The organism is Ferruginibacter profundus, from assembly GCF_054783275.1.
The window spans coordinates 149,038-163,359 of record NZ_BAAGQW010000001.1 but is presented as its reverse complement, the minus strand read 5'-3'; the positions used below and the strand labels follow the sequence as shown (position 1 = coordinate 163,359).

Below are 14,322 nucleotides of genomic sequence, written 5' to 3'. Positions count from 1 at the left end.
TGTTTTGGTATAACAATAGTAATATAAAATAATTGATTTTTATTTCTTTTTTATCAACCATTCATATTCAATACAGGCTTGTATGAATGGCCCTATCGCTTTCAGGTCATCGTCACGTTTAGGTTCTTTTACATAATAATCATAACTGCCGTCACGATAAGGCGTACCGCCCAAACCTGCACCTGCAACAGCTTTGGTGTAATGCACACTGCCATCCTTATCTACCACTACAAAATTGCTGATCACTCCGTTATAGGCTTTTGTAATGGCCGGTATAAAACTTTTGCCGATATAATTTTTATTCACTGCTTTTGATAAGGCATATACAAACATGGCTGATGAAGAAGATTCCAGGTAATTCAATTCCTGGTTGGCTTTATTGGTTACCTGCCACCATACACCTTCTTTGGCATCCTGGAATTTTATTATTGCAGTTGATAACCGATTTAAAATAGCTATCAATTCTTTCCTGCGTTTATAATTTGCCGGCAGTTGATCCAGCACATCCACCAATGCCATCATATACCAGCCCATGGCCCGGCTCCAGAATTCCGGCGATACTCCTGTTTTTGGGTTGGACCAGCGTTGCAACTTACTTTCGTCCCAGCCGTGGTACAATAAACCTGTCTTGTTATCCCTGCTGTATTTTTCCATCCATACAAACTGGTTAACGATATCGTCAAATTTTTTAGTGTCGTTAAACATCTCTGCATATTCGGCAGCAAATGGCTCTGCCATATACAATCCATCCAGCCACATTTGTGTGGGGTATTTTAATTTATGCCAGTAGCCGCCAATTGCATTGCGTGGCTGCCACGCCAATTGTTTATATAAAGAAGTGGCTGCTGTTTTATATTTTTCCTCCCTGGTAGTTTGGTAAAGATGCAGCAATTGCCTTCCCGAAGGAATATTATCTAAATTATACTCTTCTATATCATAAGTTCTTATCACACCATCCGCTGTAATAAAATGATCGATTATATTTTTGGTATAGCTGTAGTATTTTTTATCAGATTGCAATACTGCTAATTTTTCAAAGCCGGTCAACACTACCCCCATTTCATAATTCCACACAGCCGGCCTGTTTAGCTGTGCCTGCTCTACAGTTTGCCCCGGGGCAATTTGTTTGTCCTGTTGTAAATGACTGGCATACTTTTTTACTACCATCGAATCTTTGTAGGTATTCATAATGGTTTCGGCAAGTTTGATGGCGTAGTTAGTTTGTGCAAAACTGCATTGGCACAAAAAAATAATAAGACAAGAAACCAAGACTGATTTTTTCATATGCAAGCTTTTAAATGAATAGCAAATTTTATTCCCGGTTCTTTAACCACTGTAATTGTTTTTCTGTATCCGGTACATTCACCCCTCTTACTTTGATCACTGAACTTATGATATCGTTTACTTTTAAGTTATATTTTACAAGGATGGCCCCGGCAATTATTGAAGAACGGCCAATCCCCATCCTGCAATGAACAACAACTGAAAGGCCATCATTTATTTTCTTCGTCAGCAGCGCAATCAATTTATCCGTATCACCCTCATGCCCGGGCACATCTCTGTCCTTAACCGGAAAATTTATATACAGCATATCATTGGCCATGCATAATTCTTCTTCGTGTGCAAGATCAAGTTCATACATTTCATCGCTTTCCAGCAGTGAAACCACAATATCAACGTGATTGTTTCTTAAATTGATAATTTCTCCTTCAAGCCAATCATTTCCCCGGGGCCTTGCCATAATACCAATTTGAGCGCCACTGTTAAACTGATGTAACCAATAGATCTTCGTGTGCATTAAACTAATTTATCAAAAAACTAAAACACATTATCCACAGCAGGCCTGCTATACGTTTCCTTACTATCGCTTGTTTTGGGCATGCCAAAATAAAAATACAAGCTGCGTTTTTTATTACCGCTTAAATGATTCAATTCGCTTTGCGGCCCGTATACTTTTGTATTGGTAGTTAAGCCCGTGGCCAGCTTAGTGCCTATTGGCGGAATGCAATCTAAAAATGAAATATTGCCTGCCGGCAACTCAGGATGAGGTTTGGTGGCACTGCTCAATGCATAAAAATCAAAGAGGCGTACAAACAAACCACTGTCTTTACTGGCAATATAAAACTTGCCCTCCACGGTACTTAATTCCATCCAGTTCACTTCTCCATAATACCCCTTGAATTCGGGATATACATTTGGCGCATAACCGGTTTTGGTATCGTTATAAATATTCTGCCATACATTTATTTCTGTGCCCTGCATACGGTTCTTCCATTGGCGGTACGGGCCTTTACCTAACCATCGGTTGGTTAAAATGTAATTTTCAGGATAACTGAAAGTAATACCCGAAAAAGGCTGATCACCCTCGATATTGTATTCATAATCCAGGGTTACCCAGCCGCTTGCATTGATACTCCATTTGGTATATTTCATGTTGCCACTGTAAGTAAACTCCACCACCTGCTGGTTATTTTCCTTGTAGGCTTTGCTGCTTACCACTGCAGCATTGCCTTTTACCAATACCGGCCCGTTGTTAAAAGACAATACATAATCGTTGCTGGTATTTTTTGAAGTAACCAGGTTGCCTGATTTTTTATCCAGCGTGATGCTTACATCTCCGCCCTTAATGATATACACGGTATCGGTTTCTTTCAGCGAAACGGAATCATTTTTTACCGTTACAAAATCGCTGATGATGGATTGATTGGTTTTTATTTTACTCGTCCATTTATACAATTCTTTACCAAAATTATCTTTGGCTACAATTACCAGCGCATCATAATTTTTATAATCAGCGGGAAGGTTCAGTTGTAATATGCCTTGTTTTGTGGGTGCAATATCCGGTGCTGTTATCGTTCCTTTTTGCTGCACCACATAACCATCAAACCTGTCGAATGGTTTACTGAAATTTACCAGTGCCCAATAAAATGTACATTGATCAGCGTTGGTAAAATGAAAACGATTATCCAGTTCAATTTGTCCGTTAAAGTTGGCGGGCAACTCAACAGGCAGGTTTAATTTAATAGGAGAGAAAATTTCACGCAGCGCATAAAAGCTGCCTTCCTTTTCCCTGTGCGGCCCCATGATACCATCATTGGCATTTAACCCGTTGGCATCAATTGCATTATTAAGATCAGTACGCACAACCGCTTCATCCACCATGGCCCATATAAAACCGCCGGCAGATTTTTGTGAGCGCCAATGCAGGTTCCAGAAATCTTCCATGGCAGCACCACCGCCGCCATCATCCTGCGAATGCAGGAATTCTGTTGGCATGTAGATCAATGAATCATTCAATATCTTTTGGGTGCTGTAATAATCTTCGTAGTGATTACAATCAATGCCATTGAATTGATTGCCGGGGCGATGATGCGGATGTATCACCGGCCGTTTTTGAAAATCCCATTGTACAAAATCATCATCCAGTTCTTTGTTGGTACCACCTTCGTTGCCATTATCCCAGAAAATTATCGAAGGATGATTCATATCTCTTAATACCATCTCTTTTACCAACGGTTCTCCTGCTTTTGTTGAGTAAGCTTTTTGCCATCCCGCCAGTTCATCCAATACATAAATACCCAGGCTGTCGCAAACTTTTAAAAAATATTCGTCAGGCGGATAATGCGAACAACGCACTGCATTCATGTTCATTTCTTTCAGCAATAAAGCATCATTCAATTGCTGATCATCACTTAATGCCCTTGCAGTTTCGGGCCAGAAGCAATGACGGTTAGTGCCTTTAAATTTTACCTGTGTACCATTGATGTACACGCCCATACCATAACGGATCTCAATGGTACGGAAACCAAATTTTTCATTGAGTTCGTATATTTTTTTTCCTGCGGCATTCAGCAATACAACATTTGCGGTGTAGAGATTGGGTGTTTCTGAAGTCCAGGGCTTAATACCATTAAACTGTTCATAAACATTTACCGACGACACGGTATGAATGGGAAGTGAAAAAGATGTATTGACTATTTTTTTATTCGCATCCAGAATAGTGGTTACCACAGTGAGGCCCTGCATGGCATTATTCAGGTTTACCTGCATGGCAAACTTTCCATCAGCCTGTGCATTGATCGCTACATAGTCTATGTATTGTTTAGGCATTGCTTCTAAAAATACCGGTCGGAATATGCCGCCGAACACCCAATAGTCTGCCAGACGTTCTGCATTATTCACACTGGCATCAGCGCTCATTTTACTTACGGTAACTTCCAGTGTATTCGGTTTATCAAAATATACCAATGAAGTGATATCGTATTTAAACCTGTAGAAAGCGCCCTGGTGTATAGTGCCTGCTGGTTTACCGTTGATCTTTACTTCTGTATCCGTCATGCTGGCATCAAAAACAATATTGATGTTTTTCCCTTTCCACGATGGTGAAATTCTGAAAGTATATTTATACATACCCTTCTCATCATAAAAGCGAAAATTTTTGCCGTTGGTTTTATAATCTCTGCCGTAATTATAATTACCAAAGCCCTGCTGTTCCCAGCAGCTGGGTACTTCAATCTTTTTCCATACGCCACTGTTGCGGCCTGCGGTACACATAAAATCCCATTGCACCGTGTGTTTGGTATCGGTACCGGAGAGGTATTGTATTTGTTTGGTTTGAGCAAGAACCCCTATTCCATTTATAATAAGCAGCAGACCAAAAAAAAACTTTCTCATTTCTTAATTTTTATAAATTTCAACCTGGCTGATCACCAGGTTTTTATTTTGCAATTTTATGTAGATAACACCCGGCGTGTCTTTTGCTATGGCATGCACGCTGGCGCCCTGCGAATACCCTCTCAACACATTTTCTTTCCATGTGCCTGTTTCAGCCTCAGCATTTACATTTACGTTTTGAGGAGTTTCATTATTTACAGCAATAGTATAATTCAGCAATCTTTCTTTTTCCATGGCAAATGTGGGCACACATTTTACAACGATGGTATAACTGCCCGATGTCATCGGCATTTTGTAAGTTATTGCACCGGCATTACCCGTAAGCGCTGCGCCGCTGATGCCCAGCCCCTGCAGGAGTGTGCAGTTCACTGTATTTTTATTATCATACAATTCTTTAGCGGTAAGTATTTTTACACGCTGTGCTTCCTGGATTTGTTTTTTAATCAGCACCGAATCGGTTTTACTTTTCAAACTATCAAATACCGGTGGTGCATTAAATACTTTTTGATCACGTGGGTGAAAACTCATCATACCATTCCATTTACCCCCGGCAATAAACCGGTTATAACGCTCGGTAGCAGTTTCAATAGACTGGTACGCTACAACTGCCGTTTGCAGGTTTGATTTTGCTTCTTCTATCCTGTTTTCATTAAAAGCAATTGCAGCCAGCTTTTCGTAAAGAATTTTATAATTCAGCATTCTTGCAGCTTCCGCAGGATAGGTTACCAGTTCGAATAAGGCCGGTTGCAAACCGGTTTTAAGGTTTGCAACAAAAGTATCAACCATAAAACCGAGATCTTCATATTCTTTTAAGCGGTCGTATATTTCTTTTGTTGAAAATCCAAGCATGCCCAAATGTTCCGGCTTTCCGGATGCCGCCAGCTGGTAATAGCGTTTTTTAATTGCAGTAACAGCGGCGGTATTTCTTTCTCCAAAGGTTTCAACAGCCCATTTTTTAATATAGGCATCAGGATCTTTGGCATTGTAAGTTGTAATATCATACCCCATATCCATGGCAAATTGCATTTCCATTTCCGCAGGTTTGATATCACCTACATTAAATACCCATAATTTTTTTGCGCCATAGTCGTAAGATTTTTTCATCTCATAACCGATTAATGCAGGAGAAATGCTACTCAGCCATAAATAATCTGCCGGGCTGCCCCAGTAAGATAAATGATAATACACACCGTTGCCTCCACTTCTTTTTTGTTCATCTTCGTTGGGCAGCTGGCGCATGTAGCCATAATTATCATCGGGCCAGATGATGGTGACATCGTCCGGTAATTTCATGCCTCTTCTGTATAAACTCAATACTTCTTTGTAAGGCACAAATATTTGCGGCAATGCATCAGGAGATTTTTTAAAATTGTTTTGTAAGATTGCTCTCTGGTCTGCAATTATTTGTTCTAGCAGTTTTACTTTTTCATCAGGGTCTTTGGGGCCGGGCATGCTGCCATCATGCACGCCACGCATGCCTACGGTAAAAACAGATTCATAGTTCACTGCTTCCTTAATGCGATCATCCCAATATTTGTATATCTCCTCTTTGTTTACATCGTAACGCCATTCTCCCGGTTTCTTCTTGTATTCTTCTTCGTAGGTTTCTGCCCATTCGCATACATTGTTACGCAGCATGGGTTCGCAATGGCTGCCACCCACAACAATGGCATAATCGTCGGCTACTTTGGGATTTTGCTTGTAATAGTAAAATGCTTTGGTGCAGGGATGCATAGCCGGCCAGATATAGTTGGCTTTTAAGCGCAGTAACAATTCAAAAACACGGGCATAGGTTTTAGGGCCGATGTCTTTGATATCGGTGTCCATATTTTTTGCGGCCCAGGGTTGCATACCCCAGTCTTCATCATTAATAAAAATACCGCGGTATTGTACCGATGGTGCAGGCGAAGTATAATTGCCGGATACAAATAGTTCCTGTTTTTTTTCAGGTGCTACATCTGCCCACCATACAAAAGGCGAAATGCCCATCGTTCTTGATAAATGAAAAATACCGAAAGCAGTGCCCCGGCGATCACTACCGGCAATTACTACAACTTTTTTTGCTTTACCATAAGGTTGATTGATAACCGAGATAGAAAATTGTTCCCATTTATTTTTTATTGCCGTTACATCAATATGTTTTGTCTTTACCAGGTCATCTATCAGGGATGACTCGCCAATTGTTCCTGCAACGATGGCATATTCCTCAGTAACAGTATTGCCGGTATTCAATTTTATTTGTTTACCCGAAATGAGATTGATATCATTGGCAAATGCGGTGGCGGCCAGCTGCACCACTTTAGCATCTTTTGCATCGTAGTAAAAAGAAGGCGTTACCGTATTTGAAAAAAGTGGAAATGAAGCCGGCGAATTTTGCCCGGAAACAACAATGCCATTTTTTGTTTGCGCCTGCAGGCTTTGCCCGTTAAAAAGCAATAGCAATACAAAACTTATGGAGACAGTGAATCTTTGCAACATACAATCGTTTATAGAAGTTGTAAATTATGCCTGCAAGGTAGTTAATCCGTCCTGAAGCATCCTGCGGATAACTACTTGATTCAGCCGTATTTTTCATCAATAAATAATATCAGTACTGCCATCGACCACGTATTCAGGTTTTGCCCCCCCTGCCGATTTCACGGCTGTAAATTTCACTTTCTCTGCATCATTAATAATAACCTTAGCTCCTTCCGGCAATAGAATATTGCTGAAGCTTACATTCCGCAACCGGTGTGCAGGATCTTTAAACCCATTGATATTAATGGCAGCTTCTTTCACCGATGCTTTTGACAGATCGATATTGCTGAACACAAAATTTTCAAAGATGGGTGGTTCGGGAGCTCCTTCGCCATCATTATTGTAATTGAGTTTTGAAAAAACGGTGATCTTCATCAATTGGCAATCAGTAACTGTTACATTTCTTACATACCCGCCGCGTTCTTTGGTGCCTTTTATCTGCATGCCGTTGATCAATGCACCAGCCTTACAATCCTGCACCAGTACCTCACTTACGCCACCACTCATTTCGCTGCCGATAGAAATACCATGGCCTCTTATGAAGTCGCAATCGGTAATGCGCACATTTTTTGTAGGCTTACCCACATAAAAACCTTCAGGATTTTTACCGGATTTAATGGCAATACAATCATCGCCGTTATCAAAATTGCAATTGAAGATATAAGAATCAGTAGAAGAATCCGGATCGATACCATCGCCGTTGCGGATACCGTAAGTGATAATATTTAAATCATGACAAGTGATATTATCACTGTAGATATAATGGATCGTCCAGCAGGGAGGTTCGGTAATGGTAAGGTTTGAGATACATACATCCTGGCAGTTCACCAAACAGATCAGCCTGCCCCGGCTTCTTTCCCCTCCGGTGGTCCACATGGCACCACCCAGTTTTTTTCCGCCGCCTGAAATAGTACCGCCACCGGTTATACGCAGATTTTTTACATTGTACAAACCATTACGGTTTAATGTACCGGCATTTAACAGGCTGGCATAGGTTTTTAACTCCCATCCTTCAAAACGATTTAAATACATGGGCAGGTAATCCTCCACATCAACCGCACCTTTTAATGTGGCACCTTTTTCAATATATAAGGTCATATTACTTTTAAGATACAAAGCACCGGATACAAAAGTGCCTTTAGGTATGTATACTGTGCCTCCCGGAGTACAGGCATTGATCGCCTTTTGTATAGCGGTTGTATTTTTAAATGCCGTATCATCTTTAGCACCGTAATCCAGGATGTTATATATTTTTCCTTTGCCCGCTGTTTTAAATTTAAGTATATATGATTGCCTGGCATCGCTCTTATCGTTTTTTACCCGGAGCGAAACGGTGTATGAAGTATTTGGCAACAGGTTACTGATGGTAAAATTGGTTTGGGTTGCAGTACCGGATAATTTTCCGTTCAGCAAAATTTCATACACCACATTCCCGGCACTGTATTGCTTATCCCATAAAAGGGTAACTCCATTTGCTGTGACTGTGCCGGGCGCAATAAGGAGCTTGTATTTGTTGAGAGGTAATGCTACTACATCAACAGTGATCAGTAATGTAAGAACAAGTAGAAACTGGTATTTTTTCATTTGTAATTATTTATTCATTAACAACAATTTTTTCAACCGAAACAAAATTTCCTTTGCTGCCTGATAGCCTTCCTGACTTTTCTTTCCACCACCATTTTTCGCCTGTAACAGTAACGGTTATACTATAGGTATCTTTTTTAAACACCGGACTTAGAAACTTCAGCAATACAGCTGGATATTTTGAATACATATCTATTGTAGAAGTAAGCATTGTTTTGCCCTTACTGTTGAGTATGGTAACATTAGCATAGCCACCATCTGACCGGGCCAATCCATAAATGCCAACCTGCGTTCCTTTTGCAGTAAAAGTAAATGCATCACCTTTAGTACCGGAGCTTTTTACAGCTAAAGTATCGGACTGCCAGTTACCTGAAAAATCAATTTGCATATCGGTTGCTTTGATTTCTTTTCCTTTTATGATTGCTGCTGATGCCACCCCTGTTATCAGGTCTATTGTCCATGCCTCTTTGTATTCGGGGATAGAAATATCGTACGCTGAAATAGTCAGCGGTTGCCAGATATAGGTTGCCGCACTTGCCTGTTTAGGAAAAGACCATCGGTCGCCCATAAACATAAAGGTTGTTTCTTTTGTTCCTTGTATCGGCAGTACAAATGTTGTTTGTGCGTTCCAGGTTAGTGTACCCGGCGGTGCAAAAAAACCACGCCTGGTCCATGGGCCTTTTAATGAAGTAGCAGTAAAATAATAATTATCGTTGCGCTCCCATCCGGTAAGGTCGGACCCCAAAAAATAATAGAGGCTATCTTTTTTAAAAATCGCCGGTGATTCAAAACCTTTTTCAAAAGCTTTATTTACCTGCTCCCCAATACTTTTATAATCATCATTCAGTTTATAAATATCTCCCCCATGCAGCAATAGGTAACCACTTCCATCCTTGTCCTGGAATGTACCCATATCCCATTTTTTAATCGGTTTACCATTAAACAACAATGGACCTTTAAATGTATAAGGCCCTGTGATTTTTTTAGCAGTAGCATAACCGGTAAACTGGTCTTTATACCCTAGTGTATCTGCATGCATATACATGATATATTCGCCCGTTGCAGGGCAACGCATTACTTTCGCTCTTTCTCCCAAACGGTTTGGCCCCAGCTTGCCGCTTTGCTGAACCGGTAATGCAATGGTTTCAAATGTCCAGTTGTACAGGTCTTTTGATGAATAGCAATTAAAGCCGGCAAAGGCATTGGTTCCATCTTCATGGCGTTCGCCAAAGAGGTAATATGTTCCTTTTTCTTTTACAATATTAGCACCGTGTGCACTCACTGTATTCCCTTTGTTATCAAACCACGGTATACCGGAGTAAATAGCATTTTGTTGTTGTGCCGTTAATGCAAATGCGTTGAATATAAAAAGACATATCCATAATAAGCAGGAAACCGGTTTAATCAATTCATCCGGCCACTTATTTTTAAATTCTGGAAAACGCAAAACAGGTGTGCAGAAATTCGTCATACAGCAATGAATGTTACTGTAAATGTATCTTGTTACAGATGAGGGATTGTCCTGTGCTGTACCGACGAGGAAACACTCTTCTGCTGTGAGGCTACTGCCAGAGCACCTTTCGTTCCTACGGAACGGTTGTTCGCTCTTCAATTCTTTTCTACCCGCCTGGCGTTCCGATGGAACGAATAGCTCCCGGAATCCCCTTCTTAAATAACACTACCTTTTCCCATTATTATTATATGATATTTTATTGTATCCACGATAGTGACGTTGATAAAAATATGCCAATGATTTATTGCAGGCTTTAATCTCCTTATTAATTAAGATTCCATATCACTACAGCAATCAATAATCCTAAAAAGCCAACCATAAAACCATTTCATTATTGTGTTTACACGTTAGATAAAGCAGTCTTTCTGTTCCGTCAGGATCGACAAGTTTGTAACAACAGTATTAAAACTGCTATACCGTTCCGTAGGAAAGACAGGTACTCCTTTCTACCACATCATTCCGGATCTTTAAATGTAAATGCCAGCTTCAGCCTCATAATCACTCCTGCAATTTGTTCCGTTGGAAAAAACAGGTAGATAACAACAGCAATAAAGCTGTTGCACCGTTCCATAGGAACAACAGATGCTCCTTTCTGTCCCATCATTCCGGTTCTTTAAATGTAAATGCCACTTTCAGCCTCATAATCACTCCTGCAATTTGTTCCCTCAGGAACAACAGGTAGGTAACAACAGCAATAAAGCTGCTGCTCCGTTCCATAGGAACGACAGGTACTCCTTTCTGCCCCATCATTCCGGTTCTTTAAATGTAAATGCTACTTTCAGCCTCATAATCACTCTTGCAATTTGTTCCGTCAGGAACAACAGGTAGGTAACAACAGCAATAAAGCTGTTGCACCGTTCCGTAGGAACGACAGGTGCTCCTTTCTACCACATCATTCCGGTTCTTTAAATGTAAACGCCAGCTTCAATCTCACGATCACTCTCGCAATTTGTTCCGTCAGGATCAACAGGTAGGTAACAACAGCAATAAAGCTGTTACATCGTTCCATAGGAACGACAGGTGCTCCTTTCTACCACATCATTCCGGATCTTTAAATGTAAATGCCAGCTTCAATCTCATAATCACTCCTGCAATTTGTTCCGTTGGAAAAAACAGGTAGATAACAACAGCAATAAAGCTGTTACACCGTTCCATAGGAACGACAGGTGCTCCTTTCTGCCACATCATTCCGGTTCTTTAAATGTAAACGCCAGCTTCAATCTCACGATCACTCTCGCAATTTGTTCCGTCAGGAACAACAAGTGGGTAACAACAGCAATAAAGCTGTTACACCGTCCTGTAGGAACGACAGGTGCTCCTTTCTACCACATCATTCCGGTTCTTTAAATGTAAACGCCAGCTTCAATCTCACGATCACTCTCGCAATTTGTTCCGTCAGGAACAACAGGTTGGTAACAACTGCAATAAAGCTGTTGCACCGTTCCGTAGGAACGACAGGTGCTCCTTTCTGCCACATCATTCCGGTTCTTTAAATGTAAACGCCACTTTCAGCCTCATAATCACTCCTGCAATTTGTTCCGTCAGGAACAACAGGTAGGTAACAACAGCAATAAAGCTGTTACACCGTTCCGTAGGAACGACAGGTGCTCCTTTCTGCCATATCATTCCGGTTCTTTAAAAATATAGCGTTCATCCCATTCAATTTCAAACGCCGTTAAAAACTTTTTATACTCTTCTACAAACGTTTCTTTACGGTGGTGTATTTCCTGGTTTTGAATATAACGAATCACATCGTTCACCTGGCTTTTGGCATAAGAAAATGCGCCATAGCCTTCCTGCCATGCAAAATTATGATTGCATAATTTTTCCTCCTTAATCCATTTTGTACTTTCCGATTTTACAATTTGCATCAAGGCAGATACAGATTGATGTGGCCGCATACCGATAAAAATATGGATATGATCGGGCATGCTGTTTATCTGCAACATTTTATGGTTGTGTTGCTGAAAGATACCGGTAATGTATTGATGCAAACGTTCTTTCCATCCGGCATCAATTAATGCAGCACGGTTTTTAACAGCAAATACAAATTGAATGTGGAGTTGGGTATACGTATTGGGCATGGGTATAGAATTTTAGCTTTCTGCTGAGGCACCTGCCGTTCCTACGGAACGGAATACATTAAATCCAATTCCTTTCTGCCTACGCGGCGTTCCGAAGGAACGAATGCATTGCAACAGGTGCTTTTACTAAGATACAATTTTTGTTTACAATGAATGCAGTATTATGACTGATGGAAAATATAGAATGGAGTGAACTTCCGGATACATATTTTGTGGAGGTATTATAACATTGGGGCCGCTGCTGTTCCACCTGTCGTTCTTACGGCACGGTGGAAACGCTTTTCATTTCCTGCCCACCAGGCGTTCCGATGGGATGAATACATTCCAACAGGAGCTTTTACAAGATACAATTTTTGCGTTCAACTTATATAGGCTTGCGGTTTATAGAAAAAAAAGATTGATCTTTTGGATGTATATTTTTGGGTGATAGTATAAAATCGTGCCTGCTGCTGTTACTCCTGTCATTCTCTTACAGAAAGGTGCAAACAAAATAATTTTTACTTCCCACCTGGTGTTCCTAACATAACAGAATACAGCTTAACTTTATTTTTATTCCGTAATTCATCTTTTGGTATCAACATACCCTGTCTTTTTTCAGAAAAATAAACGGGGTATTAAATTTATGTTTTTATATTGAATTGGCGAATTTTACAGCACATCGGTTTCGGGTAAATGATCTTACACAAAACCGAATGCTCATAAGGTAATAAAAGCAAGGTAAATTTACTTTTATCTGCGCTTCTAATATGATTTTTGTTCCGCCAGGAACACCAGGTGGGTAGTACAATTATAAAAATGTACATCGTTCCGTAGGAACGACAGGTGCATCTCGGTCCAAAAGCCTCATGCTAAAAAAAGAACAGCAAGATAATAACCAGTTAAAAAGTCATTTCAATATTGTTTCAATAGCGTCCAATTCTTCTTTTGAAAATGCAATATTTTTTATGCTGTCAATAGAATTCAGTAATTGTGCAGATGAACTTGCACCTACTAATACAGAAGTAATGCGTTGATCTTTCAACAACCAGGCAATGGCCATTTGCGCCATGGTTTGATTACGTTGTTTAGCCAGTTCATTTAATGCCGCTATTTTTTTAAGTACGGTTTCATCCAATCCTTTTTCGGTAAGGGCGCCGTTGGGCAAATGTCTTCCTACTCTTGAATCAGCCGGAATACCTTTTAAATATTTATCGGTTAACAAGCCTTGCGCTAATGGTGAAAATACAATACAGCCCACGCCATCTTCATCCAGCACTTCCAGCAAATTTTTCTGCACCGTTTCATTTTTATTTTCTACCCAGCGATCGAGCATAGAAAAACGTGGCTGATGAATTAAACAAGGTGTGCCCAATGCTTTTAAAATTTTAAAGGCGGCGGCGGCTTTATCAGCAGGGTAATTGGAAATGCCGGCATACAGTGCTTTGCCCTGCCGTACAATGGCATCCAATGCCATCATCGATTCTTCCAATGGCGTGTTGGGATCTGGACGATGATGATAAAAAATATCTACATAATCAAGCCCCATTCTTTTTAAACTCTGATCAAGACTGGACACTAAATATTTTTTGCTGCCCCACTCGCCATAAGGACCGGGCCACATATAATAACCTGCTTTAGTAGAAATAAGCAGTTCATCACGGTAAGCGGTAAAATTTTCTTTAAACACTTTACCAAAATTGGTTTCGGCACTGCCACCCGGAGGACCATAATTGTTGGCCAGGTCAAAATGGGTAATACCGTTATCGAATGCGGTAATTAATGTCTGGCGGTAAACATTGATATCATCCACATCACCAAAATTCTGCCAGAGGCCTAATGAAATAACCGGCAACTGAATACCACTCTTTCCGCTGCGGCGGTATTGCATTTGCTGGTAACGATTATCATTTGCGGTATAAGACATAAAATAATTTTAGTGCTGCAATTTATATAATAATGAGCCTTGTAAAA

The 14,322-nt window shown here is 40.4% G+C and carries 9 protein-coding genes; all 9 read right to left on the bottom strand.

Going from position 1 to position 14,322, the window contains the following annotated elements; genetic code table 11:
• Window positions 1–39: 39 nt before the first annotated feature.
• Window positions 40–1,284, bottom strand: coding sequence for a glycoside hydrolase family 88/105 protein (locus ACYVM0_RS00640; protein WP_460550913.1), 1,245 nt, complete (start codon window positions 1,282–1,284; stop codon window positions 40–42).
• Window positions 1,285–1,312: 28 nt separating this feature from the next.
• Window positions 1,313–1,798, bottom strand: coding sequence for a protein-tyrosine phosphatase family protein (locus ACYVM0_RS00635; protein ID WP_460550910.1), 486 nt, complete (start codon window positions 1,796–1,798; stop codon window positions 1,313–1,315).
• A gap of 20 nt (window positions 1,799–1,818) precedes the next feature.
• On the bottom strand, window positions 1,819–4,674 hold the full coding sequence (locus tag ACYVM0_RS00630) for a glycoside hydrolase family 2 protein (protein WP_460550907.1): 2,856 nt from the start codon (window positions 4,672–4,674) through the stop codon (window positions 1,819–1,821).
• A 3-nt stretch (window positions 4,675–4,677) separates the two neighbouring features.
• On the bottom strand, window positions 4,678–7,152 hold the full coding sequence (locus ACYVM0_RS00625; protein WP_460550904.1) for a glycosyl hydrolase 115 family protein: 2,475 nt from the start codon (window positions 7,150–7,152) through the stop codon (window positions 4,678–4,680).
• 96 nt (window positions 7,153–7,248) lie between these two features.
• The gene (locus ACYVM0_RS00620; protein ID WP_460550901.1) at window positions 7,249–8,775 is read right to left on the bottom strand and encodes a glycosyl hydrolase family 28 protein; all 1,527 of its coding nucleotides are present in this window, start codon (window positions 8,773–8,775) and stop codon (window positions 7,249–7,251) included.
• Window positions 8,776–8,785: 10 nt separating this feature from the next.
• On the bottom strand, window positions 8,786–10,246 hold the full coding sequence (locus tag ACYVM0_RS00615; RefSeq protein WP_460550898.1) for a glycoside hydrolase family protein: 1,461 nt from the start codon (window positions 10,244–10,246) through the stop codon (window positions 8,786–8,788).
• A 642-nt stretch (window positions 10,247–10,888) separates the two neighbouring features.
• Window positions 10,889–11,038, bottom strand: coding sequence for a hypothetical protein (locus tag ACYVM0_RS00610; protein ID WP_460550895.1), 150 nt, complete (start codon window positions 11,036–11,038; stop codon window positions 10,889–10,891).
• A gap of 872 nt (window positions 11,039–11,910) precedes the next feature.
• Window positions 11,911–12,372 (bottom strand): IS200/IS605 family transposase, encoded by a 462-nt coding sequence (gene tnpA, locus ACYVM0_RS00605; protein ID WP_460550892.1) that lies wholly within the window; start codon window positions 12,370–12,372, stop codon window positions 11,911–11,913.
• Window positions 12,373–13,258: 886 nt separating this feature from the next.
• Entirely contained in the window at window positions 13,259–14,275 is a 1,017-nt protein-coding gene (gene mgrA, locus ACYVM0_RS00600; RefSeq protein ID WP_460550889.1) for an aldo-keto reductase family protein, read from the bottom strand.
• Window positions 14,276–14,322: the final 47 nt, after the last annotated feature.

Bases quoted from the DNA above. Each gene is read 5' to 3' on its own strand.
- ACYVM0_RS00630 (WP_460550907.1), bottom strand. From the start codon at position 4,674: ATGAGAAAGTTTTTTTTTGGTCTGCTGCTTATTATAAATGGAATAGGG.
- ACYVM0_RS00640 (WP_460550913.1), bottom strand. From the start codon at position 1,284: ATGAAAAAATCAGTCTTGGTTTCTTGTCTTATTATTTTTTTGTGCCAA.
- ACYVM0_RS00635 (WP_460550910.1), bottom strand. From the start codon at position 1,798: ATGCACACGAAGATCTATTGGTTACATCAGTTTAACAGTGGCGCTCAA.
- ACYVM0_RS00625 (WP_460550904.1), bottom strand. From the start codon at position 7,152: ATGTTGCAAAGATTCACTGTCTCCATAAGTTTTGTATTGCTATTGCTT.
- ACYVM0_RS00620 (WP_460550901.1), bottom strand. From the start codon at position 8,775: ATGAAAAAATACCAGTTTCTACTTGTTCTTACATTACTGATCACTGTT.
- ACYVM0_RS00610 (WP_460550895.1), bottom strand. From the start codon at position 11,038: ATGATGGGGCAGAAAGGAGTACCTGTCGTTCCTATGGAACGGAGCAGC.
- mgrA (WP_460550889.1), bottom strand. From the start codon at position 14,275: ATGTCTTATACCGCAAATGATAATCGTTACCAGCAAATGCAATACCGC.
- ACYVM0_RS00615 (WP_460550898.1), bottom strand. From the start codon at position 10,246: ATGACGAATTTCTGCACACCTGTTTTGCGTTTTCCAGAATTTAAAAAT.
- tnpA (WP_460550892.1), bottom strand. From the start codon at position 12,372: ATGCCCAATACGTATACCCAACTCCACATTCAATTTGTATTTGCTGTT.